This is a genomic window from Sphingobium cupriresistens, from assembly GCF_004152865.1.
In the GTDB taxonomy this organism is placed as follows: Bacteria; Pseudomonadota; Alphaproteobacteria; order Sphingomonadales; family Sphingomonadaceae; genus Sphingobium; species Sphingobium cupriresistens.
Genome location: NZ_SEOO01000032.1, coordinates 1 through 25,691, shown reverse-complemented (window position 1 = coordinate 25,691; position 25,691 = coordinate 1). Strand labels below are relative to the sequence as shown.

Annotated in this window: 20 protein-coding genes and 1 pseudogene; 7 read left to right on the top strand and 14 right to left on the bottom strand. The window is 63.2% G+C overall.

Annotated elements, in window-relative coordinates:
- Window positions 1-8 precede the first annotated feature (8 nt).
- From EWH12_RS16695 to EWH12_RS16660, 8 genes are all read right to left on the bottom strand, one after another.
- Complete coding sequence (locus EWH12_RS16695) at window positions 9-1,790, bottom strand: chloride channel protein (RefSeq protein ID WP_088182540.1); 1,782 nt, start codon at window positions 1,788-1,790, stop codon at window positions 9-11.
- Window positions 1,787-2,626, bottom strand: a complete 840-nt coding sequence (lgt, locus tag EWH12_RS16690) for a prolipoprotein diacylglyceryl transferase (protein WP_088182541.1) — start codon at window positions 2,624-2,626, stop codon at window positions 1,787-1,789. The genes EWH12_RS16695 and lgt overlap by 4 nt, the downstream gene beginning before the upstream one ends.
- A gap of 173 nt (window positions 2,627-2,799) precedes the next feature.
- A complete protein-coding gene (locus tag EWH12_RS16685) occupies window positions 2,800-3,186 on the bottom strand; it encodes a rhodanese-like domain-containing protein (protein ID WP_088182542.1) in 387 nt (128 codons plus the stop codon).
- A 24-nt stretch (window positions 3,187-3,210) separates the two neighbouring features.
- Entirely contained in the window at window positions 3,211-3,960 is a 750-nt protein-coding gene (locus tag EWH12_RS16680) for an MBL fold metallo-hydrolase (protein ID WP_088182543.1), read from the bottom strand.
- Window positions 3,961-3,979: 19 nt separating this feature from the next.
- Window positions 3,980-4,759, bottom strand: a complete 780-nt coding sequence (locus EWH12_RS16675; RefSeq protein WP_088182544.1) for a sulfite exporter TauE/SafE family protein — start codon at window positions 4,757-4,759, stop codon at window positions 3,980-3,982.
- Window positions 4,756-5,199 carry a DUF6691 family protein gene (locus EWH12_RS16670; RefSeq protein WP_129927278.1) on the bottom strand — a complete coding sequence of 148 codons (444 nt, stop codon included), beginning with the start codon at window positions 5,197-5,199 and terminating at the stop codon, window positions 4,756-4,758. The genes EWH12_RS16675 and EWH12_RS16670 overlap by 4 nt, the downstream gene beginning before the upstream one ends.
- Window positions 5,200-5,203: 4 nt before the next feature.
- The gene (locus EWH12_RS16665) at window positions 5,204-5,629 is read right to left on the bottom strand and encodes a YeeE/YedE family protein (protein ID WP_088182546.1); all 426 of its coding nucleotides are present in this window, start codon (window positions 5,627-5,629) and stop codon (window positions 5,204-5,206) included.
- A gap of 2 nt (window positions 5,630-5,631) precedes the next feature.
- Window positions 5,632-5,970, bottom strand: coding sequence for an ArsR/SmtB family transcription factor (locus EWH12_RS16660; RefSeq protein ID WP_232016448.1), 339 nt, complete (start codon window positions 5,968-5,970; stop codon window positions 5,632-5,634).
- A 133-nt stretch (window positions 5,971-6,103) separates the two neighbouring features.
- On the opposite strand from EWH12_RS16660, the gene EWH12_RS16655 reads away from it, so the two are divergent.
- Window positions 6,104-7,576 (top strand): multicopper oxidase family protein, encoded by a 1,473-nt coding sequence (locus EWH12_RS16655; RefSeq protein WP_088182558.1) that lies wholly within the window; start codon window positions 6,104-6,106, stop codon window positions 7,574-7,576.
- 289 nt (window positions 7,577-7,865) lie between these two features.
- Window positions 7,866-8,177 carry a DsrE family protein gene (locus EWH12_RS22710; protein WP_232016439.1) on the top strand — a complete coding sequence of 104 codons (312 nt, stop codon included), beginning with the start codon at window positions 7,866-7,868 and terminating at the stop codon, window positions 8,175-8,177.
- An 80-nt stretch (window positions 8,178-8,257) separates the two neighbouring features.
- Here EWH12_RS22710 and EWH12_RS16645 read toward each other — a convergent pair whose 3' ends face one another.
- A complete protein-coding gene (locus tag EWH12_RS16645; RefSeq protein WP_422917741.1) occupies window positions 8,258-9,388 on the bottom strand; it encodes a tyrosine-type recombinase/integrase in 1,131 nt (376 codons plus the stop codon).
- A gap of 259 nt (window positions 9,389-9,647) precedes the next feature.
- Here EWH12_RS16645 and EWH12_RS16640 point away from each other — a divergent pair, with 259 nt between their 5' ends.
- On the top strand, window positions 9,648-10,856 hold the full coding sequence (locus tag EWH12_RS16640) for a hypothetical protein (protein ID WP_017183329.1): 1,209 nt from the start codon (window positions 9,648-9,650) through the stop codon (window positions 10,854-10,856).
- Between the two features lie 338 nt (window positions 10,857-11,194).
- Here EWH12_RS16640 and EWH12_RS16635 read toward each other — a convergent pair whose 3' ends face one another.
- The 4 genes from EWH12_RS16635 to EWH12_RS16620 form a co-directional block, all read right to left on the bottom strand.
- Window positions 11,195-11,518 (bottom strand): hypothetical protein, encoded by a 324-nt coding sequence (locus tag EWH12_RS16635; protein ID WP_017183330.1) that lies wholly within the window; start codon window positions 11,516-11,518, stop codon window positions 11,195-11,197.
- A gap of 1,255 nt (window positions 11,519-12,773) precedes the next feature.
- The gene (locus EWH12_RS16630) at window positions 12,774-13,892 is read right to left on the bottom strand and encodes a replication initiator protein A (RefSeq protein ID WP_017183331.1); all 1,119 of its coding nucleotides are present in this window, start codon (window positions 13,890-13,892) and stop codon (window positions 12,774-12,776) included.
- Window positions 13,893-13,975: 83 nt separating this feature from the next.
- Complete coding sequence (locus tag EWH12_RS16625) at window positions 13,976-15,043, bottom strand: ParB/RepB/Spo0J family partition protein (RefSeq protein WP_017183332.1); 1,068 nt, start codon at window positions 15,041-15,043, stop codon at window positions 13,976-13,978.
- Entirely contained in the window at window positions 15,040-16,236 is a 1,197-nt protein-coding gene (locus EWH12_RS16620) for an AAA family ATPase (protein WP_017183333.1), read from the bottom strand. The genes EWH12_RS16625 and EWH12_RS16620 overlap by 4 nt, the downstream gene beginning before the upstream one ends.
- A gap of 542 nt (window positions 16,237-16,778) precedes the next feature.
- On the opposite strand from EWH12_RS16620, the gene EWH12_RS16615 reads away from it, so the two are divergent.
- Entirely contained in the window at window positions 16,779-17,624 is an 846-nt protein-coding gene (locus tag EWH12_RS16615; protein ID WP_026002420.1) for a DUF7146 domain-containing protein, read from the top strand.
- Window positions 17,625-17,664: 40 nt separating this feature from the next.
- Here EWH12_RS16615 and EWH12_RS16610 read toward each other — a convergent pair whose 3' ends face one another.
- Window positions 17,665-17,931: a hypothetical protein gene (locus tag EWH12_RS16610; RefSeq protein WP_017183335.1), complete on the bottom strand. Its 267-nt coding sequence runs from the start codon at window positions 17,929-17,931 to the stop codon at window positions 17,665-17,667.
- Between the two features lie 327 nt (window positions 17,932-18,258).
- Between EWH12_RS16610 and EWH12_RS16605 the strand changes: the two genes are divergently transcribed.
- The 3 genes and pseudogenes from EWH12_RS16605 to EWH12_RS16595 all read left to right on the top strand — a co-directional run.
- A complete protein-coding gene (locus EWH12_RS16605) occupies window positions 18,259-22,479 on the top strand; it encodes a strawberry notch-like NTP hydrolase domain-containing protein (protein WP_129927276.1) in 4,221 nt (1,406 codons plus the stop codon).
- Window positions 22,480-22,693: 214 nt separating this feature from the next.
- Complete coding sequence (locus tag EWH12_RS16600) at window positions 22,694-24,772, top strand: ParB/RepB/Spo0J family partition protein (RefSeq protein ID WP_017183287.1); 2,079 nt, start codon at window positions 22,694-22,696, stop codon at window positions 24,770-24,772.
- Between the two features lie 84 nt (window positions 24,773-24,856).
- Window positions 24,857-25,600, top strand: a pseudogene (locus tag EWH12_RS16595) (ArdC family protein); the annotation flags it as partial.
- Window positions 25,601-25,691: the final 91 nt, after the last annotated feature.

Sequence of the window (25,691 nt, the reverse complement as noted above, 5' to 3'; positions counted from 1 at the left end):
CGTGGAGTTCAGCGCTCGCCGAAAAGCTCGCGCTGTGCCTTTTCCAACTCTTCAGTATAGCGCCGCCGGACATAGGTTTCCGAGACGAGGCCGAGCACATGACGATCGGCCGACAACACGGCAAGTTCATCGGTGCGTGCTTCATCGAAATTCGTCATCACTGCGGCTATGTCCATATCCGGCGTCAGCGCCACGTCGTGCCCTGAGGCGAGTGTGGCGACGCTGGCGTTCGGATCGAGCCCTTCCGCATAGGCGGCCGGTACGACTACGATACCGGCATAGACATCTTGCGCGTTGGCCAAGACAACCCTGCTGGTCGATCCGAGCGGGAAGGTACGCCGAAACTCCGCGATCGACATGGAGGCGGGCGTTGGCTTGGTTTCCTTTCGCATCATCCGCCCCGCGGTAAGGGTCTTCACCCATCCCACGTCGCGCGCGCTCTTGATAGTTTCGCCGCGCAGATGAAGTCGCCACGTCGAAAACGAATAGCCGAACAGCTCGCGCACGATGGTTGAGGACACCAATGACGCAGCAATGACGGCCCCCGTCAGAGAAAAATCATGCGTCGCTTGCAGGACAAGCATTGCCATCGTCATCGGCCCGCCCACGACCGCGACGGCGAACGCCGCCATCCCGACTAGCGCGGCATTGCGCGGATCAACCACGGGATGTCCGACCATCAATGTCAGAATTTCGGCGAAGAGGTGACCGATCAACGTTCCGAGGAACAGCGACGCAAAGAACAGGCCGCCCCGAAATCCAAATCCGAGCGATACGATCGACGCGGCGCTCTTGGCGAACAGCACGATCAGGATGAAACCAAGCGAGGCGCCGATCGCCAGATCAGCGTGAAGCGCATCGTGCCCGGCCGAGAGCGACTGTGGCGACACTATCGCGATCGGGATCAACAACAGGCCGCCTAGCGCGGGGCGCGCCCATTCCGGCATCCCCGTTCGTCGCGTTCCACGCTCGACCAGCGCCACGGCGCGCATCAGTAAAATCCCAAGCAGCGCACAGATAGCGCCCAGCCCTGCGTAGATCAGGTAATGGTGCGTCTCGACTGAGACGCTTGAGGCAGCGTCGATCAGATAGGGTTGCTGCCCGAAAGTTTGCGCGACTAGCGCACCGGCCAGAGCTGCAGCGGCCACGGGTGCAATCGCCGACGGCGTGTAAGCCCCGATAACGATCTCGAATGCGTAGAACGCCCCGGCTAGAGGAGCGCCGAACGCGGCGGCGATAGCCGCGCCCGTCCCGGCCCCGACCAGCGTTCGTTGATCGGCACGACGCAGCTTCAACCAACCGCCGAGCACCGATGCTACGGCCCCGCCCATTTGCGCATAGGCGGCTTCGAGGCCGACCGACGCTCCAAAGCCGTTCGAGAGAACCGTTTGCCCTGAGATGACAAGGCTATCCGGGAGCGACATGCGCCCGCCGTGCAGGGCATTAGCCTCGACCGCGTCCACCAGGCGGCGCTTGCGGGCACGGGTCGCGTATCCGAACGCTGTGAAGACAAGACCACCTAGCGGCAGAACGATTAGGCTCGGCAGTCCGAGAGCCGCGACGCCGCTTAATCGCATGTTCGGGGGTAGCGCGAATAACAAGTGCTGCAAAGTGCGCGCGAGCGCGCCCAGCGCCACGCTCAGCAGGCCTGAAGCCCCGCCAATGCCGATCGCCAGCACGATGAACGATGCTTCGCTGGCGCGCAGCCACCCCCGACAGTCGCGCACTAGTAGGCGGGCGCGCCTGCGAGTGATGATTTGCGGAACGATGATGCGACGAGGGCCGGTCATATTTGCGAGACGGTGGTCGCTGTATCCAAGCGACGCGTGCGGCCCGCGGACGTGGCAATCAGGTAAAATCCGCCGACGAACATCGGCAAGGTGAGCCACTGACCCATGTGGAGGCCGGTTCGCGCCGCGAAACCGACGAGCTGGGCATCAGGCTCGCGGAAAAACTCTACCGTGAACCGGGCCAGGCCATAGCCGATGAGGAACACCCCGACTAGCATACCGGGCCTTCGGCGGGCATTGGTGAACCAGAACAAGCAGGCGAGCACGGCAAACAGTGCCAACCCTTCAAGTCCGGCCTCATAGAGTTGGCTTGGATGCCGGGCGAGGCCGTCATGGCTTCCCGGGAACACGATCGCCCACGGCAGATCGGATGGCTTTCCCCACAGCTCACCGTTCACGAAGTTGGCGAGGCGGCCGAAAAACAGGCCGATCGGCACCGTGCAGGCGACGTAATCGTGGACACGCAACCAATCTAAGCCGTGCCGACGCGCGAAGAGGATCAGCGCGAGCGATACACCGGCAGCGCCCCCGTGAAATGACATGCCGCCATCCCACAGCTTCAAAATCTGCAGGGGATGGAGGATCATTTCGGGTCCATAAAAGATCACATAACCGAGCCGACCCCCCAGGATGACACCCAGGGTCGCGTAGAACACGAGATCATCAGCTTGCGCGCTGATCATTGGAGCCGCGGGTTGGGCCAGCAGCCGAAGCAGATACCACCAGCCCGCGACGATGCCCGCGATGTAGGCGAGTGAATACCAGCGCAGATCGAGCGGGCCTAGGGAAAGCGCGACCGGGTGGAGGCCCAGACCGGCAAACTGAATATGGTGCATCGCGACCAGCTTTCGGTGTTCCAGGGATGTTCAGAGTTGCGGCTGGTCGCTACCCCCTCTCTCGATCGAAACCAATTAAAGAACCAGCGGCAGGCCAAATCTTTTGCAGGTTCAAAAAAGCTAGGTTAGGTCACATCAGCACCGTGACAGCTAGGAATAACGGCACCATGAACTTATTCCGATGCGATCAAGGCGCCCGCCTCCTTGAGCGCCGAAAACCCGCCTGGCACGTGGACGACGTTCTCAACGCCCATTTCCTTGAGCGATTTTGCGGCAAGGGCTGAGCGGGCGCCGGACCCACAATAGAGCACCAGCCGCGATCCTGCCGCGAGCTTGGCATTGTGAGTAGGACTTTCCGGATCGATCTGGAATTCGAGCAGGCCACGCGGGACGTTCACCGCGCCAGCGACCAGACCCGATTTCGCGACTTCCGCTGGCTCGCGAATGTCAACAAACTGAATATCGGAATTGCCGACGAGCCGGGCTGCTTCTTCAGGCGGGAGACTTTCGACAAGGGCATTGGCTTCAGAAACCAGTTGTTTCGAGGTACGTCGCGGCATAAATCTTCTCCTGTGCATGGGCTCTCAACCCTGTTCGGACTTGCCGCCAATCTGGCGTAGCCGCTCGGGCAGATCTGTCGGGCAATCACCGCAAAGCTTGTTCGCGGGCACGGCGATGTCGATCTTCTTGGGGTAAGGCAGATCGAGAGCGTCCATGATCGCCACAAACTCCTGGACGGTCTTGCCCGCGAGGCGAGGGTTCCGCTCGCGCTCCTGAGCCACCGTCGTGATGCGACGATGATTGTAATCGTGAGCGGGGAAGATCTGTCCGTCCCCCGGCAGGGTGAAAATCTTTTGCGTGACCGATTGATAGAGCGTGGCGGCGTCGCCGTTCTGGAAGTCGGTGCGGCCACAGCCGTCAATCAGCAATGCGTCGCCGGTAAAAGCGCGGAGGACACCGGGCTGATCAACCAGGTAAGTATGATGGGCGTCGGTATGCCCCGGCGTAAACAGCGGTTGAAGCGTGAGCGCGCCGACAGTCAGGGGCTGGTCCTCAGCGACCCCTACGTCAGCACAAGGAAGGCCGTCCATCGCGGGATAAGCGATTTTGGAGCCGGTCAGGCTTCGCAGATAGCAGGCCGATGTGACGTGGTCCGCATGGACATGCGTCTCTAGCGTATAGGCCAGTTCAAGGTGGAGCTCCTGAAGCGCGGCAAGGTCGCGTTCGATCGACTCGAGGACGGGATCGATCAGGACGGCCTTGCGCGTCTCAGGACAGCCAAGGAGATAGGTGTAGGTCGAGGACTCCGGCTCGAACAATTGACGGAAAATCATGATCGGTCTCCAAAGGTGGTTAGGTGCCGATCCCGCCCAGGCTGCGGAACAGCATGTAGGTGGCCACGGCCAACAGGACGAAAGCGAACATGCGGGTGAGCAGGCCCTTATGGTCGGCGAGCCGGATGGCTATTTTCATGCCGGCGATGCCGCCACCGACCCCGCCTGCGATGAAGAAGCCGGCCACGCGCCAGTCCACGAGCCCTGACAGGGCGTAGTTGAAGGCTGTCGCCGAGCCGAACGCCCCCACGGAAAACAGCGACGAACCGACCGCGTTGAGGATAGGCATGCCGCTGCCGAGCATGATGCCGGGAACGATCAGAAAACCCCCGCCGATGCCGAAGAATCCTGACAGCAGGCCGGCGAGAAGCCCGATCACGACGAGCCGGACAGCGATCGGCCGCGTGATCCGCACGTCCGGGTCCCCGCCGCCAGACTTGCCGCGCAGCATGGAAAGTCCGACCACGATCATGACGCCCGCGAATAGCACCAGCAGGTGCTGACCGGCCACCATCTTGCCCAGGGTCGAGCCAATCAGGGCTCCGGCGACACCCGATACCCCGAAAACCAAGGCGCAGGGCCACTTCACGGTTCCCGCCCGGGCGTGCTGGACCAGGTTGGCGAAGGCGTTGGCGGCGACCGCCAGCGCGCTCGTGCCGATCGCCACGTGCGGGTCCTTCATGCCGACGACGTACAGCAATAATGGCAGGGCAAGGATCGAGCCGCCGCCGCCGATCACGCCCAAGGTGAAGCCAACGATCACACCGGATAGGAGGGTGAGGAGATCGACCGGCGTCATGGCTTAGCTCCCACCGCGGCCGCCTGGTGGCGCTGGAGGAGAGCGAAGAGGCCCATGCCGACGAGCATTGCGATGACGAACACCAGCGCCGCCGGTGCCCCAAGGCTCAACGCTACCAGGGCAGGGCCAGGGCAGTATCCGACGAGACCCCATCCAATGCCAAACAGAGCCGCGCCTGAGAGGAGCTTCCCGTCCAGGGAGCGGTTCGATGGACCGTTAAACGTAGCGGCGAAAAGCGGGGCCTCGCGCCTTCGGCCGAGCGCAAATCCCAACGCTGAAACGATGACCGCTGATACCAGGACCAGGGCCAGGCTTGGGTCCCAGGCCGGTGCGGTGACATCAAGGAACGCCAGAACCTTGCCTGGACTGACCATGGCCGAGACGATCAGACCCAAGCCGAAAATGAACCCTGAGGCCAGTGCAACGAGCAGCTTCTTCATTTTCTCATAGCCCAATGATGTGTCGGGCGACGTACACAGTCACCGCCGCCGTGATGAGGAAGATAGCGGTCGCAGCAAGCGACCGGGGCGAAAGCCTGGCGATCCCGCAGACGCCGTGGCCGCTGGTGCAGCCACTTCCGAGCCGTGTCCCAAACCCGACCAGGAGGCCGGCTGCGATCACGGCGATGAGGGGCGCCGGCGTGGCGAGGTTTGGGAGCACGCCCCCTGCCGCGCGGTAGAGCAAGGGCGCAGCGATCAGGCCGACCAGAAACATCCCGCGCCACGCCACATCGCCGTGAACGGGCGCAAGCACGCCGCCGACGATGCCGCTGATGCCGGCGATGCGCCCATTGGCGATCCACAGGAGCGAGGCCGAGAAGCCGATAAGCGCACCGCCCAGGATGGCCGAAAATGGGGTAAAACCCTCCATCGTCAGGATGCACCTTCCTCGACGTCGCCATCGGCGCAGAACAGCTTGTAGAGCTCAGTAAGGATCGGCAGCACGCGCTCCGACGTGATCCGGTAGTAGATAGTGGTTCTCGCGCGCCGAGTTCCTACCAGTCCCTCGTCGCGCAGCGTGGCCAGATGGCGGGACAGATTGGACTGCGTCAGTCCGAGGCGTTCGCCCAGTTCGGTAACCGACAACTCCCCCCCGAGCAGGCTGCACAGGATCATCAGCCGGTGCCGACTCGCCAGCGAACGGAGAAACGCCTCCGCTTCGCCGGCCTTTTTCTCCAGAAGCTCCGGAGACATTGCGAGAAAAAGTGACACCGGCCCTCCAAGAATCTTATATGCAACATATATGATGGATAGGTGTTGAATCAAGTTTAGGAGCCGCCGTGAGCTACTATTGTGCCAAAACTAATGACGCAGCCGAGCTGCCCCGCGCGTTGGATCAGGTTTGATGCTCGATCGACGTTCGCTTTTGGCTGGCGGAGCCGCGTTGTTTGCCACCGCCGCGTGTTCGCGCTCCACTTCAGCTCTCGGCGACGGCGGGCAAAACCTGCTGCCGATGCCACCGCTGTTGGACGCGCGGTCCAATCGCTCGTTCGCGCTACGCGTCCAGTCGGGCACGACCTCCTTTTATCCCGGCCGTCCGAGCGACACGCTCGGGTACAATGGCAGCTATCTCGGACCGACGATCAGGGTGCGTCGCGGCGACGACGTGGCGGCTGCGGTGACCAACGGACTGAAGGTGAACACGACTGTGCATTGGCACGGGCTTCTGATTCCCGGAGAACTGGACGGAGGCCCTCACCAGATCATCGCACCAGAAGCGACCTGGCGACCTACGCTCCCGATCCGGCAGCCAGCAGCGACGCTCCTTTATCACTCGCACGTCCATGGGTTGACGGCCGAGCAGGTCTATTCAGGCTTGGCCGGGGCATTGCTGGTAACCGACGACGAAGAACAGGGTCTGGGCTTGCCCTCGGAATATGGCGTGGATGATCTGCCGCTGCTCATCCAGGATCGCCAGTTTGAAAGCGGTCGCCTTGTCATGCCGGGTGGCATGATGGTCGCAATGCAGGGGCGGCGCGGCGACACGATCCTGGTGAACGGCGCGGTGAACCCTTTGGCTGCGGTCCCAAACCGGTTGGTCCGCCTGCGGCTCGTCAACGCATCGAACGCTCGGATCTACGAACTTTCGTTCAGTGACCAACGAAGCTTTCATTGGATCGGCACCGAAGGGGGGCTGCTCGAACGGGCAGTGGCGCTTGAAGCCATAACCCTGGCCCCGGGACAGCGTGCTGAGCTTCTCGTCGACTTTACTGACGGCAGACCCGCTTCGCTTGTGACGGCGGCAGACACCAACAGCTCGATGATGGGCGGGATGGGTATGATGGGGCGTAGCGCCGGCAGGGCTAATGCTGACGCGCCCGCGACCGTGCTGCGGTTTGAGCCACGACCCTTGGGACAGGCTCGTGCCAGCGGGGCGGTGCCAACCCTTCTGGCATCACGAGCCCGGCCCGACGCTGGCAAGGCGGTGCGCCGCCGCCGCCTCGTCCTGAACATGGGTATGGGCGGCATGATGGGGTCAGGCGGCGGAGGTGGAGGCCTAACGATCAACGGCAAACCATTCGATATGAATCGCATCGATGAGACCGTGAAGCTTGGCTCCACCGAGATATGGGAGGTGTCTGGTGAACTGATGCGCCACCCGGTTCACATTCACGGCGTCCACTTCGATGTTCTTAGTCGGGACGGCGGTAAGCCCGATGTTCTTGATCAGGGGCCGCGCGACACTGTGCTTGTGAAGGAGCCCGTAGAGCTTCTCATCCGTTTCGATCATCCGGCCAAAAGCGCTCCCTTCATGTACCACTGCCATATCCTTGAACATGAGGATAACGGGATGATGGGCCAGTTCAGTGTCGCCTAGTTTTCACAGCGCTCATGCAGCCTCTGTTGCTCAAGAGGAGAGCAACATTGTTGAAAAGAGCTTTTTACCATGCTTTACTCGCGGCCACGACGCTGACGGGCGGGACATCGCTGGCCGCACCAACAGATCGCATCTAACCCGTTATCCCGCAGTTCGGCTGTATAGTGGCCGTGCCCAGCGATGCCGAGCGTCCCGATCCCACACTCCGCTATCGGGTCTTGTTCAATATCATCAGGGCCGCCAGCTCTCCCGACCAATTAACCTGAGCCTTGAGAAAGTTGCACGCTTCGTGAACCTGCTGGGCGCTGAAAAGGTGCGCCCGGCCGCTGGCGACATCGTCGTAATCATCCATGGCCTCGCAACCCCGCTCGTCCTGCGTGGCGCGCCATATGCGGCGCGCATGAACGTGGCTGCCAATCCGAACGTCGCGCTTATTGTGGACCTCCAGAATGCCGGTGTGTCGGTCCGTGTGTGCAGCCAAGCCATGGTCGGCAACAAGATAAGGCCGGATCAGGTGACATCCGGCGCGGCGATCAATGATTCCGCGCTCACGACGTTGGCCAGTCTCCAACTTCGGGGCTTCGCGCTGACACCCGATTGAAAACGCCGCTGAGCCCCGCGGCCGACAAGCTCGCGTGTCTGGCGCGGGTATGGCCGAATACTTGAGACAAACGACCAGACCTAGCCAATCTTCGCCATGAGCCGTCCAGCAGCCCCGTGCTCCGCTGCAAGATTACGATTATAGGCAAGCGGCATTCTAGGCGATTTCCACCGCAGCGCGTCCATGATGCCGGCAAGATCCTCGCCACTCGCGAACAGGTCCTGATTGAGCCCCACGCGTGTGGAATGCGCGCTAACGCCTTTGAGCAGGCGCGCCAGATCATCCGTCGTCAAATCGGTGAGCGCGGCAGCATCGAATGCCCGCTGGATCATCGATCGGTAGATCGGCCCGACCGACGCGGGGTGGAGAGCCCCCTCCCCCACATCATACTCCACTCGCGCCGGCACAGCCCGTTTCGACAGCGTCTTGCGCAAATCCCACGCCTCCCGCCCGGAGATGCTGTCGATCCGCCGACCACGCACAGCCGCTCGCGCTTTATAGCGCCGCACGTTCACACGCCGAAACACCGGCCCCGCCTCGATCCCGGCCGCCTCCACCCAGGCCGCGATCGCCCGCACCGTCCGCGGACTGAGGTAGGCCGTGGCCCCCTCCCCTTCCTGGTCGCCCTTGCTGCGCGGGATGCTGAGCAAACGCGCGTCGGGATCGATCGCCTCGATAATGTGATCGACCTCGATCGCAACCAGCTCCGAGGCACGTAGCCCGGTGTCATAGCCGGCAGAGAGCAGAGCGCGATCACGCAGGCCCGGCAGATCCTCCGCGCAGCTTTCGAGTAACGCCCGCACATTCAGCCCGCGCGGCTCGTCGCGCTCGACGTTGGCTACCTGTCCCTTGAACCGCAGCGGCCGCGCCTGGGTCTGCGCCGTGCCGAGCCGCCGACGGATCGCCTGCAGGCGCAGCTTCACCAGCGACGCCGGGGTCGGATCCTTCAGCTCGAGCAGCTGGTGGATCTTGGCGATCGACGCCTTGTAACGGCCGAGCGAGGCCGGCTTGCCCCCCTGCCCTGCCCGCGCGTCGAGATAGTCCGCCACCGTCTCGGGCGTTGCCGGCAGCGCGATGCGGCTGTGGCGTCGGCACCAGCGGTCGAACGCCTCGAGGTCGGATTTGAGCGCACGGATGCTGTGCGGTGACGAAGCGGCCTGATAGGCGGCGAGCAGGCCTTCGTTGACGACGATACGCGCGCCCGCGCGCATTTGTACAACTGCCCACGAGAGATCGTCGGCAGCCGCTGGTGGCGCTGGCTCCGTTTCCCCCGCAATCCGGGCGTTGTCGTCGAGGTGCGCTGCGTCATTCATCGGCGCTGGCTGTACCGCACCTTATAGAACGGCGTCAATTCCGCATATATGATAACTGCAATTATCAAGGGTTAATATCCGAAAGCATCCGACTGGTTGTATAGTTATTGCTTGCTTGCTATACATATCTGAGAGCGCATTGATTTGACGGGGTTTTATGACCTCACCGCTGGCCTTTCCGTGTTACGGACCCGATGAACCGCCCTCCCCCGCGGATATCGAGGCGCTGTGCGCAACCCAGGTGCACGCGGCCCGCGCCCTCGGTCAGCTTGATGCCGCCCTCACGTGGTGTCCGCCCGACATATATCCCATCCTCGCTGCGCGTCTCATTCGCGAGACGCTGATCTCGGCGCTGCGGCAGGAAGGGCATGCGTTCACCGACGCTCGCTTCCATGCCTGGTTCGCGGGGCTTGTACCACTTTCCGACGAACCGCTCCAGTTCGCCCTCGCCCCCCGCGCTCTGGTGACCACCCTGCTCGCCGAGATGACCCGCAGCAGCTGGGCGCCGCTGGCGGACGCGGCACGTGGATTTGAAAAAGCCTGTCTGGCCCTGCGGGACCTCGACAACCATCCGGCCGTCGAAGCCGCGCTGGCCGCCATCGACGAGGCCGCGGCGCTGGTGGCAGATCTGGAGCCGGCCCCCCTCCCCTTTGCGGCCCTGGCCGCCCTCCACCGCGCCATCGGCCAAAGTCCGCGCTTTGCCCCCGCCGAGCGTGCAATCGAGCCGATCACGCTCGGTGGGCGACAAGTGGCGATTGAGCGGGCGCGGCCGCCCTCGCCGCGCTGGGCGGTCGAATACGCCTTTGCCGCCCATCTGCGAGCCACCGGCGCATTGAGTGCGGTACTGCCGCTGAACGGCCTGATCCGGCTCGATACGGTGCGCGCGGCCGACGTCGACGAAAAACCGGCACATGCCGCCATCGTTCAGTCCGAAGCGCTGCGCGATGCCCTGAATCACCTCAACAGCCTTCTGGTTGAGGCCCGCGACATATGCAGAGACCTCGCCGATCGTTATAGCGGGAAGCGCGCGAGTTCACGTGCCCCGCAACTCTACGGCCTCCTCTCCGGCTTTGGCCCGCTGCGTTCGTCCCAGATCGAAGCCGTGCTGGGCGCCACCCGCCTCGGGGTGCGGACCATGCTTGCCGCCCTGTCGCAGGCAGGCGACCTGACCATCGAAACCCTGTCGGGGGTCAAGCTCTATTCGGTTACGCACACTCGGGCGCCCCTTGCGCCATCCGCGCTGACCGATGAACCGGGCCACTTTTCGAGTGAGGCGCTCGAGGACTATGATGCCGCGCTCGCGCAGATCGACGCCCTGCTGGCGCGCTACGACGATCGAGACGATCGATCGGACGGCGAAAGCTGAAATCCGGCGAAAATCGCGTCCCCGCAAATGCCCCTTACAGCGCCAAAACGACACTGAGCCAGGCACGACTATAGCAAGGGCCTCAAATCGCGCTGTACGGGCTTCTCAGGGCAAATTTACATGCCGAGCGCGCCACGCCGACCGTCATCCACCCAATTTTGCACCAATGAGCTGCCTATGAAGCCGAACAAGCCATGTCCGTAATCGCGCGCCGCATGGCGACCGATCGGACCGCCCCGTCGGGCGCACCGCACGCGCCAAGTCGCGCGCGGCCTTATCGAGGCGTGCCAGCGACGTCGCAAGCCTGTCATCGCGGCGAGACCCATCGGATGCCGGCATCACCGACAAGGGCAATTGATGCTCGTGACACCACAAGTTGGCGCTCGATATTCATTCCTTGCGATATGAAGCGACCGCCCTTCGGCTAGCATGCCGGACCAGCAGCATGCGCACCCATAGTGGCGCAGGGCGGGTGGCAACAACCAATGCGCGGGCCACGCGGAAAAACCGTCCATCACCGCAGCGCTGCCGATATTCACTGCCCATCCCAGCCCGGTAACGAGTTCGTCGATGGCCGCATGATGCCACGTCGGCAGGTCGAGCTTGCCGCGCGCCGGATCATAATCTTCCGGATCGGTATCGAAATCGAAATAGCGGAACAAGGTTCTGCGCGAGGTGTCGTGGCGCCGCGCGATCCGGTCAAGCCACGAATCGAAACACTCTTCAGGCTGGCGCTACCATCGTTGGAATTCGTCACCACCGGCCTTGCTATGATGCTCTCGCTTGTGTTGCAGCCTTCCGAGTTCGTTTCCCCTTCCCTCTTGAATCTCTTTCAAAGAGAGGAAGCGCCGCAGGCGGCGTTACTTCGTTTAGACTCTAAGGTTCAAAAGTTAGCCTGTGGACGGCTTGCCTGCGACTCACGGATTCATCACGAGTCGCGCGCATTGCCCCGTTCCTAAAATACCGTTCGGCCGTTCCCGAAGTACCTAGCTATCCGTTCCCATTGAACCGTGATTCGGTTCCCAAAGTACCGTGCTGCGTTCCTGAAATACCGTGCCTCGGCTCGTGCTGTCCTGTGAGTAAAATGCGTTTTACCGGGACCTATATACCGGAAAACAGGGTCTTTTCCAGCGTTCAGGCTATTTCAGATTGCCTCATTTGGCGGGCGGTTGCGTCCGCGGGTTAGCGGCTTACGGATCGATTCGGCGACCCCAGATTCGCAATAGCGACTCGCCACGGTATTTCAGGAACGCCGAGGTGCCCTCTGGGGTGCTTCGCCGCTGTAGGACATCGCCGTTTGGTTAAATCGATGGCGCGAGACTGGCTCATAGGTGCGTGCCGGCAGCGACTTCGTCCGGCCGTTCGGGCGCCCTCCTGGCCTTTGGACCGAATTCATCGGGCCGTACACGGTACTTGGGGAACGGCTATTCCAGTGGCCCCGCAACGGAGTTGGGCGCCGGCTCCGCCAGTGTGGGGCATTCTCACGGTATTTCAGGAACGGCCTTGCGCTCAGGGCCTTGCGCATCTGTTGGTCAACATGGAGAGGCCCCCTACCCGCCCGCTCGGCGTGGCTCCCGTGACCGTCGGGCGAGCCTGAACATTGACGTCGTGCAGCCTGATCCGGCCTCGGCGCGTCTTGCAGGCGTCTGGCGCGCGTTCCCAATATACCGATATCTTGCGGTCGCGCTCTGTTGTGCTGTTCTGCTTTCAGATTTCTGAGTGCCGGGCGCTGGACGTCTCACTGACCGTCGCCATTGCGAGGACCCTATTGCGATCACGGCGTACGGATCGGGCGGAGAATCCGCAGGTGAGGGTGGGCCGCCGGGCAGGGTGATTGGTCAGCCGCGATGCCGGCGGGTTTGACGCGGTACTACAGGAACGGTCGGTCGGGCAGTTCCACGGTCTGCGGCTGTTGACCTAGAGGGCAGGGCGCTGCTTGGAGCAGAACGTCGCGAATATCTGGGTGATGTTCTTGGCGTTGTAGGCGATCTCGCGTTGACGCAGGAACGCACGAAAGTCGCTGGCCACCAGGCCGTAGTCTCGCTGCGGGCTCGGTAGGTTGGCGCGAGCGATCGCGCCGAACGGTGTGTGCGCAATATGACCGTCAGGGAAGACGATCTCCCGTTCGTCGGCCGAAGCTTTGCTCAACACGGTTTTGGAAGCTGGCGCGGGGACCGGGGCAGGGGAGGGGGTTCCTACTGCCTCCTGGGACAGGTCTCGGCGGACCATGCGCAGGAAGGGTTCAGCGTCATCCCGCGATTCCAGCTCGAGCGAATAACCGGGTAGGGAATCCTCTTTCACGATCTTGGTCATCTCGAACTTGAACCGACGGTAGTCGCCTTCAGCGCCGGATTTCTCGAACAAGGTGGGCATGGAAATGGCAAATCCATCGGAACCAGCGCCGCCGGCATGCTTCCTGGCAACCCGATAGAGCCACCGCTCGCGTCCGCCCGTTAGCGAGAAATACGCAGGATCGATCGCGAGGACGCCGCCCTCCATGAGCACGCCGTCATAGAACCATTTGGCGAGGGTGATCCGCATGCCGCGGATATTGCCCGTGCGATCCTTCAGCTGGCTATAGCTATCGATCCAGGAGAATGTCGTTTCGACCGAGTCTCCCGAGCGGATGTTCGTCTTGACGGTCGTCGACTGCAGCCTGTCGAGCGCATTGCCGAGGAGATCATAGGCGCGCCCGCCAACTTCGCGCTTAAGCGTCCGGAGCATGTCATAGGGCACGACATGCAGGGTCTGGGGAATGTCGTTCGTTCCGCGGCGCTTGTGTTCGATGAGCACCGACGCGCAGTAGATGAGAATGTCGAGATCGTAGATCGTCGCCAGCCCATACTCCGAGTTCGCCGTGACATGCACGGTGATCTTCCGGTCGGGGCTTACATAATCGATCGGCTTCAGGCGCTTGCGCTTGGACAGAGAGAAGAACGGCCGCTCCATCGTCTCGCGCTGGTCCCGGAGGGGCAGCGTCGTGAGCTGAGGAAGAAAGAGGTCGACCTGACCGTCTTCGCGGGCGTTCTTTGGCATCGCATGTCCTGGGCGGAGTAAAACACGTTTTACTCTCATCTAACTGATTGTTTTACAAATATAATCCCTAAATCCGTCCGTCGTCACCGAGTGAATTTCGCAGCTTCCAAAACCGGCCGCAGGGTCTCGAGGATCTCATCGATCGAGGCCGCGCCGCGCGGATTGATATTGACCGTAATCCCCTTGGCCCTGGTGTCGACGAGGATCTGCCCGATCTGCGCACCGCCGGCCATCGTCAGAGCCGCCTTTGCCCTGCGAGCCGGTTGCGCCTTGGTCGGCTGCGCTGCGCCGGCAAGGCGTTCGCACACTTTGCTGCCTTCGATCCGGTCGGCACCGGCATTACGCAAGGCGGCCTGCTCAGCCGCGATCTCGATCGCCGCTGCAACGATGCCATCGCGATGCCGCTCGTCCTTCAGCAGAGGCGCCAGGCGCATGCCGTGACGAACCTTGATATCGCCTGGATCAGCAAAGGCGGAAACGACTTCGTCCGGGAGCTCCGAGAGCTGCAGGAGGTTGTGAAGGTTCTGCTTGGGGATCGCGAGCCGGTCAGCCATCTGCGTCCGGACACCGCCATAATAGGCATCGACGGCATGACGGTAGTTGCGCGCGCGTTCGAGATCGGTGACATCCTCCCGTTCGCGGTTTTCAAGGTCCGCTAGCCGGAAGGCACCTTCGTCGTCGAGCGTTTCGATCCGCGCCACCAACTCGATTTCCGAGTGGTTGTTGGCGTGGAGCCAGGACACGCAGAAATGGCGCCTCGTTCCGACGATGAGCTCGTAGGGCCGATCGCTATTGGGAGTCCGGCGAACGACCACCGGCTCGCGGTTCGTGCCTTCTTCCCGAATGGATTCGATCAACGAGGAACAACGATCGTAGCTGAGCGCCGCGTAATCGCGCGCGTTGCCGCGCCAGATCGAGCATTCCGAGGGCTTCAGGCGAATCGTGGGCCGTTTGACGGTGCGGGCGATCTCATCGAACGCGATGCCGCGCCGCTCCAAGAAGGACGGGGCAGCGGGCTCCTCGCCCGGCAATTCCTGGACCGCGAGGTCCTGGCCATCGTCTTTCGCAATCGGGGTTGGCACCGGCGTCGTGCCGATGCTCTCGATGGCGTTTGTCAGGAGACTCCGTCGCTTGCCGCCCGCGCTGCTCATGCCGCCTCCGTCAGCCGATCGGTGCCAAGCTGCGCCATCCGGGACGGCCACTGCTTGCAGATATCCTTCTCAATCTCCCGGAACACCATGTTCAGGTTGTCCCGACAACGCGTGTAGGTCTGGTGCGAGCCATAGGGCTTGTTTATCTCGTAGATCGACGACATTGAGAGCCCGGCGTTCTTGACCTCTTCGGAGAGGAGGATCGGTGTCGAGAGCATCTGCCCGGCATAGGTCTTTTCCATGACCTGCAACATCTGCGCTTCATTGGTGCGACTGGGCTGGAACATGGTGCAGACGATCCGGATGAACCCGTAGTCGATCGAAGAATCGAACTTCGACACCAGTTCCATGGCCTCACGGCAGGTCTGCATGAAATGAATGGTCGACAGATAGTCGAGCTGCCTCGCGGGAACGGGAATCAACAAGCCATCAGCCGCGGTCAGCGTGTTGACGCCGAGGAACCCCATTGCCGGGGGCGGATCGAGAATGACGACGTCATAGTCGTAGCGAACCTCTTCCAGCCCGATCCGCAGCATCCGGAAAGCCCCGGCGATGGCCGTCGGACCCTCCTCGATCGTCGCCGTCAACTCCCACTCGGTATCCTGCAATCCGAGGTTCGCCGGGCAGATGTCGATATTCGGCCAGCAGGTCCTCTGGATCGTCTTGCGGAGCGAATCGGCCTCGTCGATGCGCGGCGACAGGAAGTTTGATAGCGTGTGCGTTTCGTCGACCAGCGCTTCGAGATTGACGTCGAACATCACGCTCATGGAGGCCTGCGGATCGCAGTCGACCACTAGGACGCGGTATCCGCGCAGACCGAGATAATCCGCAAGATGCTTGGCGGTCGTGGTCTTGCTGACCCCGCCCTTGAAGTTCTGCGTGGCGAGCACGACCGCCCGTTCCTCGGGCAATTTGCCCATTTTGATACCCAGGGCCTCGCGAATCGCGATCAGGTCCTCAACGGTATAGAAACGGCGTCCATTGGCCGCCGTCTTGGGCGCGGGAAGCCGCCCGCGCGCTTCCGCTTTGGACAACGCCTCAGGCGTGCGGCCGAGAAATTCCGCGGCGACCGTAGCGCCCATGGAGATGTTCAAGGTCTTCCGGTCGGAGGGGTCGATCGCCGCCTGGCGAAGCACGCTTTTGGCATTCTCGCACGAGGTGATCATCGCGTCGAGAATCTGACCCGAAAGCATCGTGATGTCCCCCTTCTCAGCAATATTTGGCAGGGGTTCGTGAAAACGGACCCTGAAATGACCATAATTCGGGACAACTATGCCAAATTGAGGGTGGTTAGTCAAATTGGTGCCATTGCGGGTCAACGAGCCGGTACAGACCCGAGAACGGCTGAGTCTTTCAGGACGCGTCCAGCAGCCGAAATAACCCCAAAAATCTACACACGGCAGGCAATACTCACAAATGCCATGCGGCGCGGCGTATAGATTTCCGCGAGCCCCTATCCAAAGAAGACCGCAGCCACCAGCGATCCCAATCACGAACCTCGTCCGAATCGCGCAGGCCCAAGACGCGCAAATCGATGTCTTGCGACTCACCGTGGGGAAACGCCTGATCCTTGCACGCACGACATGAATTGAGGAGCGTGGTTCGATGGTTGAGCGCCTTTTTCGCCCAAGAGCCTGGCGTTCCGACATTCCACCATCCTCAATGCTGCCCATGTGCGATCTTTGGCGCTCTGAAAAAGGGGAGGGGGAGACCCGCTGGTGAAAGGAGCTGATCAATGGCTCTCACCGCGATACGACCAACCCAAGACCTCATCGATCTCGTCGGCAGCCTCGGAGGCAGCTGGCACGGTCGTACTGCCATGTGCCTTTGCCCCGCCCATGCCGACCGGGAACCAAGCCTGTCGATCAGGCAGGGGGATCGGGGAATCCTGGTGACCTGCTTTGCTGGCTGCAGCCGGGAGGACGTGCTTCGCGAGCTGCGCCGGATACCGATCAGCCGCCGTTTCGCCTACACCGACACGCCGACCACGGTCGCGGGCAATGCGCTACGTCTCTGGGACGAAGCCTTGCCGGTCGAAGGAACCCTGGCCGAGCGCTATCTGAGCGGCCGTATCTTGCTGCCGATCCCTGGCGACCTGCGTTTCCATCCGCGCTGCCCTTATCGACCGCGTCCCTGGACCACCTATCATCCAGCCCTACTCGTGGCCGTGCGGGAAGGTCGGACGCTTACGGCGGTGCAGCGGATCTTCCTCGTTCCGGAAACGGCGCGCTACCGCATGAAGTTGATGCTCGGCAGGCCGCTGCGGGGGGCATGGCAATGCGGCGGGACCCAGGAGGGCAGGCTTGCGCTCGCCGAAGGGTTCGAGACCGCACGCGCATTCACGCTGCTCAATGCGATTCCCTGCTGGGCGAGCCTTGGCGCGCGGCGCCTCAACCAGATCCTGCTACCGGAGCACGTCACCACGCTCGTTCTTGCGCAGGACAATGATGCTGAGGGTCGCCGAGCCGCCGATCTTGCCGAAGACGCCTATGCAAGGGCCGGTCTCGTGATCGAGCGGATGCCGCCGCCGCCCCGCATCAAGGATTGGGCACGCGTACTCGAGCTGAGCACATCCCTCTAACGCGCTCTGAACGAATGCCCGGTTGGCAAGCAGGCTGCCGCTATCTGTCATCGTTTTTCCGGCGCGCGTTTTGCCGGTCATGCGCGCGTCCCCCAGCGACAGTGACCGCGAAACACAGGATCAGCAGCAGGATCGAGACGACGATGATCGCGAAAATGACCATGATTACCTTCTTGCGGAACGCGTGGGAATGCAGGCGTGTGATGGTGTGCTCATCAGGCCGCGCGGCGCCCGCCCGATCGACGTGGCCAGCGCAGCCGGCGTAGGATCCCGACACCAGCACGCGGAGCGCGCGTGTCGGTGTCATCGCTGCTCCGCTCCTCTTTATCGAGAGATTGGGGATCGAACGGTGACGCGAACCGGCCAGGCAAGGCGAACTCCCACAGGACTGCCGTCCGATCGGCATGATCCATCGTTTGGCCCTATCCTTATACGAAACGCTTGCCTGCATCGTTAAGATGCGAGTTTTGATGTTTGAAACATCAATAACCTTGACGCGGCGCGCTGTTCGGCAGGGCGTCTGCCACCCTATGGGTGCAGCCGGCGCGGTCGGGCACCGCGGCGGAGAAGTCAAAGGGAAGGGGGAGCGAAGGATTGATGCTGCCGATGGGGCAGCCAGTCCGGAGACCCCACCATGTCCGATCTCTTCGATACCACCACCGCGGCCGAGCGCCGCGCGGCCACGATTCTCGTCGATCGTCTGCGTTCGACCGAGCCGATCACCCGCGCCGACCTCAACGCCGCGATGGTCGAGGGCTATGGCGGAACGGATGCCGATGGCCTCTGGACCCAGCGCGACAGCTTCGAAATCCTGGAGCACGTTCTCGCGCATTACCTCCAATTCAGGCCCTATCCGCTCGGCTCGCTGAGCGATGTCGCGGCGGCGTGCGACCTGCTCGACCGGTTGCCCACCCAGACCGTGCGCAGCGAGGACCAGATCGAATGGCAGCAATTCTCGACGCCCGTCGATCTCGCCGCGGTCGCGGTCCTGCTCGCCAATGTCCAGACCGGCGATGTCATTCTCGAACCCAGCGCCGGCAACGGTCTCCTCGTAGCACACTGCCGCGACTTCTCCGCGCTCCAGCTCAACGAATATGCGCCCGCCCGCCGCGCGCGGCTCGCCGACGTCTTTCCCGACGCGGTCGTCACCGGACATGACGGCGCCACGATCAACTCGACCCTCGCCGATGCGCCGCGCCCCAACCTCATCCTGATGAACCCGCCCTTTTCCCGCTCGGTAGGACTGGGCGCGGACGCCCACGCCGCGGTGCGCCATCTCCAGGCGGCGCTGCGGCGGCTGCAGATCGGCGGACGGCTGGTCGCGATCATGCCCGACTGGTTCGGGCCCAATGCGCGGATGCGCGATCTCTTCGAGACGACATTGCGCGACGTCAGCGTCCGGACATCCGTGCGTCTCGAGAAATGCTATCTCAAGCATGGCACGTCGATCGCCGTCAGGCTCTTTGTCATCGACAAGATGCCCGGCACAGCCATCCCCGCAACGATCCAGCGCAGCTCCATCCGCGAGCTCATCAGCGCTCTCACCATCCACGAACGCGGGCCCCTTGGCGCACCCTCGGCACCGGCACCAAAGCGGTCGAGCAGTCCTTCGCTGTTCCGAGCGATGAAAAGCGGCCGCGCTCAGCCCCGTCCGTATCATGCTCCCGTGCGCAACAACGTGCTGCCGGTCGACTATATGCCGCTCGACACGCCTGCGCCGCTGCTCGAACAGGTGGGCGTCTATCTTCCCTATCGTCCGAGCCGCATCGCTTTCGATGCCGCCGGCGAGCATCCGACCGCGCTGGTCGAATCCGTCGCGATGGGCTCGATCGCGGCACCTATCCCGGCCTATGTCCCCAATCTTCCCGAACGAACCGTATCGGAGCGCCTGCTCTCAGCCTCGCAGCTTGAGACCGTGGTCTATGCCGGCCACGCCTGGGATCAGTTCCTGCCGGGCAAGTTCAGGCCCGCCAAAGAGGGCGTCGGGCTCGAAGATGCCGAGGACGGCCGCGCCTATCGCAAAGGTTATTTCCTGGGTGATGGCACCGGGGCGGGGAAGGGGCGGCAGGTCGCGGCCTGTATTCTCGACAGCTGGCTCGCCGGACGCCGGCGCAACATCTGGATCTCGAAGAACGAGGCGCTGCTCGAAGACGCGCGCCGCGACTGGACCGCGCTGGGCGGCCTCGCCGCCGACATCCAGCCTCTCGCCAACTGGAAGATCGATCAGGCGATCCCGCTCGAACAGGGCGTGCTCTTCGTCACCTACCCGACGCTCCGCTCGGCGCGTGGCGATCATAGCCGGCTGCAGCAGATCATCGACTGGGCGGGAGAGGACTTCGAGGGCGTGATCGGCTTCGACGAAGCCCATGAGATGGGCGGGGTCGCCGGTGGCGAGGGCGCGCTGGGCAAGAAGGAAGGCTCGCAGCAGGGAATCTGCGGCGTGCTGCTCCAGAACCATCTTCCCGGCGCGCGCGTCCTCTATGCGTCGGCGACGGGGGCGTCCGACGTCAACAATCTCGCCTATGCGGTGCGGCTGGGCCTCTGGGGCCCGGAAACGGCCTTCAGCAATCGCGAGCAGTTCATCTCGGGCATCCGCAAGGGTGGCATTGCGGCGATGGAGCTGGTCGCGCGCGACCTCAAGGCGCTCGGACTCTACACGGCGAGGGCGCTCAGCTTCGCCGGCGTCGAATATGAGATTCTGCGCCACGAGCTCAGTTCCGAGCAGATCGCGATCTACGATGCCTATGCCGACGCCTGGGGCATCATTCACCGCAACATGGAACATGCGCTCGAACTGACGGCCGTGGTCGACGGGATCGAAAATGCGACCCTCAACAGCGGGGCCAAGGCGTCGGCGCGATCTCGCTTCGAATCCACCAAGCAGCGCTTCTTCGGCCAGCTTCTCCTCAGCATGAAGCTTCCGACCGTGATCGCTGCGGTGAAGGCGCACCTGGCCGGTGGACAATCGGTCGTTCTCCAGCTGGTGACGACCGCGGAATCGATCCTCGACCGGCGGCTGGGCGAGCTCTCGCCGGATGAGCGCGCGAACTTGGAAATTGATCTGAGTCCTCGGGAGTACATAATCGACTACCTCGAACGCGCCTTTCCGACCCGCCAGATGCGCGTTTTCAAGGACGACACCGGCACGCCGCGATCGCTGCCGATGGTGAGTGAGGACGGCCATCCGGTCTACAATCCCGAGGCGCAGGCAGCGCGCGACGCGCTTATCGAGAAGCTCTGCGCGATGCCGCCAATCAAGTCGGCGCTCGACGCGCTGCTCGAGCATTTCGGGCACGACAATGTCGCGGAGGTCACTGGCCGAACCAAAAGGCTCATCACCGCGAGCGATGGACGGCAGAAACTGGAGAACCGGTCGGCCCGCACGAGCCAAGCCGAAGCCGCGGCGTTCATGGCGGGCAAGAAGCGGATGCTCGTCTTTTCCGACGCCGGCGGCACCGGGCGCAGCTACCATGCCTCGCTCGACGTGGCGAACCAGGAGCAGCGCGTGCATCTGCTGCTGGAGCCGGGCTGGCGCGCCGACCGCGCGATCCAGGGGCTAGGCCGGACCCATCGCACGCATCAGGCCACCACGCCGCTGTTTCGCCCGGTGACCACCGACTGCAAGGGCGAGCTGCGCTTCACCAGTACGATCGCACGGCGTCTCGACAGCCTCGGGGCGCTCACGCGCGGCCAGCGCCAGACCGGCGGGCAGGGCCTGTTCGATCCCGCCGACAACCTCGAAAGCGAATATGCCTGCGCCGCGCTTCTCTCCTGGTTCGACCTGCTGGCTGCGGGCAAGCTCTCCAGCACCACACTCGACGATTTCCAGCATCGCACCGGCCTTGAACTGGCCAACGAGGACGGTGTCCTCAAGGACGAGATGCCACCGATCCAGCGCTGGCTCAATCGCATCCTCGCGCTGCCGATCGCGCTCCAGAACAGCATCTTCGACGAGTTCCTTTCCCTGATTGAAACGCGCGTGTCTGCCGCGCGCGAAGCGGGGCGCCTCGATGTCGGCGTCGAAACGATCCTGGTCGACAAGGCGACGCTGATCGATGACGTGGTGTTGCGCACAGACGCGCGCACCGGCGCCACCTCGCATCTGCTCACCATCGAGATCGCGCGGCGCCGAAATCCCGTCTCGCTCGAGCGCATCCTGCGGATCGCCGATGGCGACGGAAGCGCCGGCTTCATGATCAACCGCAAGTCGGGCAAGGCGGCGCTGCGGATGCGGGCGCGATCGCTCATGGAGGAGAAGGAGGGCACGCCGATCCCGCGCGTCGAGATGATGCGGCCGACGCGCAACGAATATATGCGCGAGGATGATCTCTACGAATCCTCCTGGGAGGAGGTCGACCGCGAAGCCTTTTGCACCGAATGGTCAGCGGAAGTCGAGATCGCACGCGAGACCGTCGACAGTGAGACCATCCGCCTCGCAACGGGCCTGCTCCTGCCGATCTGGTCGGCGCTGCCGAGCGATCACATGGCAGTCAACCGCATCGTCGACGGGGAAGGGCGGTCCTGGCTCGGGCGCCTGGTGTTCGACGATCATGTGCCCCAGCTTTTCACCAAGCTGGGCATCGATCGGTCCGAAACACTGCCGGCCGATGCCGTGGTCAGGGCGGTGACGGCCGGGCGCAGCATCGACGTCTCCCATCCGTTTCCGCTCACGATCAAGCGGTCGGTCGTCAACGGTTCACCGCGAATTGAGCTCGTCGGTTGCCCATATGACCGCTTGGCCTGGCTCAAATCCATCGGTTGCTTCACCGAAGTGATCCAGTACCGCACCCGCATCTTCGTGCCGATGGCCTCGGCTGAGACGCTTCTGGCCCAGATTTTCGCCGAGCCCGGATGACTACTACGCGCCCTTTGAATCCTCGACGAACGGTGTCGAGCCGATCCGAGTTGGCTAGGGGGATGCCCTTGTCTGGTCGTACCTGGCATCAGCGTCAAACGGACGCTCGGCTCCCGGCCGTGTCCGGGTCGTTGGAGTCCTGAAGCTCGAGAGAGGGAAGGGGGAAGCGAAGCTGGTGTTCGGGCTGATCCGGACGCCAGATGGAGCTCTTCCCATGACCACTTCCGTTAAGCTCGCGAAGCTCACGCTCTCGCCCATCAATGTCCGCAAGCGGCCCGACGACCTGCTCGAAATCCCCCAGATGGCGGCCGATATCGAGGCGCGGGGTGTCCTGCAGAACCTGCTGGTCACGCCGCTGAAGAAGCCGCGCGGTACCTTCGAGGTGTTCGACGGCGGGCGCCGCTTGCGCGGTCTGCGGATGCTCGTCGAGCGCGGCGTCATCGACCCCGAGACTTACGATGTTCCCGTCAAGGTCCTGGTCGGCGACGAAGCCACGCTGTCGGAGACCTCGACCGCGGCGAACTTTCATCAGCTGAAGATGACGCCGGCCGAGGAATGCCGCGCGTTCCAGTATTTCATCGGCCTCAAGGGCGACATCGACGGCGTTGCCAAGCGCTTCGGCCTGACCCGCCGGTTCGTCGAAGGTCGCCTGCGCCTCGCGACCCTGGCCGAGCCGATCTTCGAAGCGCTGAGCGAGGGCTCAATCACGCTCGACGTCGCCAAGGCCTATGCATCGACCGAGAACCAGGAGAAACAGCTCCTCGTCTGGAGCAGCTACGGCAGCAGCTATTCGAACGCGGACACCATCCGCCGCGTCATCGCCAACGAGACGATGAATTCGACCGATCCCGTCGCCATCCTGGTGGGCGAAGACCGCTACGCGGAAGCCGGCGGCAAGGTCGATCGCGATCTCTTCAGCGACAGCGGCGACAAGTGGGTCAATCCCGAGATCGCGCAGCGGCTCGCCGCGGACATCATGGAGGCGGAAGCCAAGCGCGTCGGCGAGGAACTCGGCCTTGGATGGATCCGCCCGATCGCGTCCAACTTCACGCACAGCGCCGCCGCTGGTCTTTATCGCGTCATCCTGCCTGCACCCGAACTCACCGAGGAGCAGGAGACCCGGCTCGAAGAAATCTCGGCGCGGCAACAGGCCATTTCCGAGGAGATGGCCGACGATTCCATCGGTGAGGATGCCTGCAAGGCCCTCGACCAGGAATATGACGCGCTCACCGACGAGGATTATGCGATCCGGAACGTGGCGCCCACGTTGCCCGATGAGCTGCGGCCGCAAGTCGGCGCTTTCCTCAAGCTCACGCCCAAGGGCGCAATGGTACTCGACACGGAATATTATAGCGAGGAGCCGGTGCGGGTCGGCGGCACCGAGGACGAGGCGAAGGAAGGCGAGGATAGCGTCACGATCGGTCGTCCCACCGGGGGAGGCCGGGAAGGCGCCGCTCCAGTCCCTCGTCCCGAGGCCGTGGCCCCCGGAGGCAAGCCGCTCAGCGCGCGCCTCTACGATGAGCTCGCCATGCAGCGCCGCGACGTCTTGGCCGCGACGCTGCTCAGCCATCCGGCGCTCGCGCTCGACTATGCGCTGTTCGTCATGATCGACGACCGCATGAGCAGCTCCGCCGCCTACGGCTCGACCATTCGCGCCCGCTCCCCTCAGGATCCGGTATCGGGCGAGCTGCCGTCGACGCGGGCCCGAGCCTATTTGGCCGAAGCCCATGACGGGCTCGACGCGGTCTGGACGGAGCACAGCAGCGAAGTCGAGCGGTTCGAGGCGTTCCGGGCGCTTGACGACGACGGCAAGGCGGCTTGGCTCGCCTATATCGTCGCGATGTCGCTCGAAGCGCCGAGCTACCGTGCCGATCAGTGCCCGCTTCAGAACCGTCTCGCGACGATCATGGGAGTCGACGTCGCAAGCTGGTGGCGGCCGACCTCGGAGAACTTCTTCGACCGCGTCAGCAAGGGCTCGATCCTGACCTTGCTCGCCGAAGTCGGCGGCGCCGCGCTGACCGCCCGTCACGCCACCATGAAGAAGACGGAGATCTCGCAGTCCTGCGCGAAGCTCTTCGCAGGTGAGGCGATCGTCGAGCCGGAAGTTCGGGATACGGCGCTCGCTTGGGTACCGAACGCGATGAGGTTCCGCGACCAGGTGGACGTCGACGATCTCGACCTCGAGGAGGGTGCCGGCGAACAGCCGGACGATGCCGAGACCGTCGACGCGGTTGAAGCGAGCGAAACGGGGCTCGAACCGCACGCTGACGAACAAGGCGCGCTCGCGGCCTGAAGCCTCGCCTTCTGGATGTCCTGACCGCCGGCGTGCTTTCCCGCGTCGGCGGTTCCTTTTCCTCTCCACTCGGGAGTCCCCGCCATGCCAGTCTCTCGGCGATCCAGCCGCGATGTTGCCGCGGAAATCACGGACCTCATCATCCGCAAGCTCGAGGAAGGCGTCCCACCGTGGTCGAGGCCGTGGCGCATAAGCGGCGGCGGCGGTCGGCCGCTCCGTCATTGCGGGACTCCGTACACGGGGATCAACACGCTCTATTTATGGGCGCTCGGAGACGCGATGGGATATCGTTCCCGGTTCTGGATGACCTATCGCCAGGCCGAGGCGCTCGGGGCCAATGTTCGGCGCGGCGAAACCGGCGCAATCTCGGTCTACTATTCCTCGTTCAAGAAGCTGGAGGAGCATCCCGAAACGGGCAAGGAGGTGGAGCGCAACATCCGCTTCCTTCGCCATTACATCGTCTTCAACGCCGACCAGATCGATGCGCTGCCCGCCTATTTCTATGCGCCAGACGAGCCGCAGATGCCGGTGGCGCCCTCCCTCCGCCAGGCGGCAATCGATGCTTTCTTCGCCGGCATCCCCGCCGATGTGCGCCATGGCGGCAACCAAGCCTACTTCACGCCGACCTTTGATTATATCCAGATGCCAAATCGGACATCGTTCCGCAGCATGGATCTGTACGCATCGACAAGGTGCCATGAGACAGTCCACTGGTCGGGCCATGCCGACAGACTCGCTCGCACCTTCGGCAAGCGCTTCGGCGACAAAGCCTATGCATTTGAAGAGCTTGTCGCCTTATCTGGACAGTCTGCGCCGTCCGCAACATTGCAGTAAGGTCGGCGATGGACGCCCACGGTAGGCAGTAATCAGGCTGGCCGTAGCGCTGACCCAAGAGCTGGCGGAGGCCAGCCTGATTGCT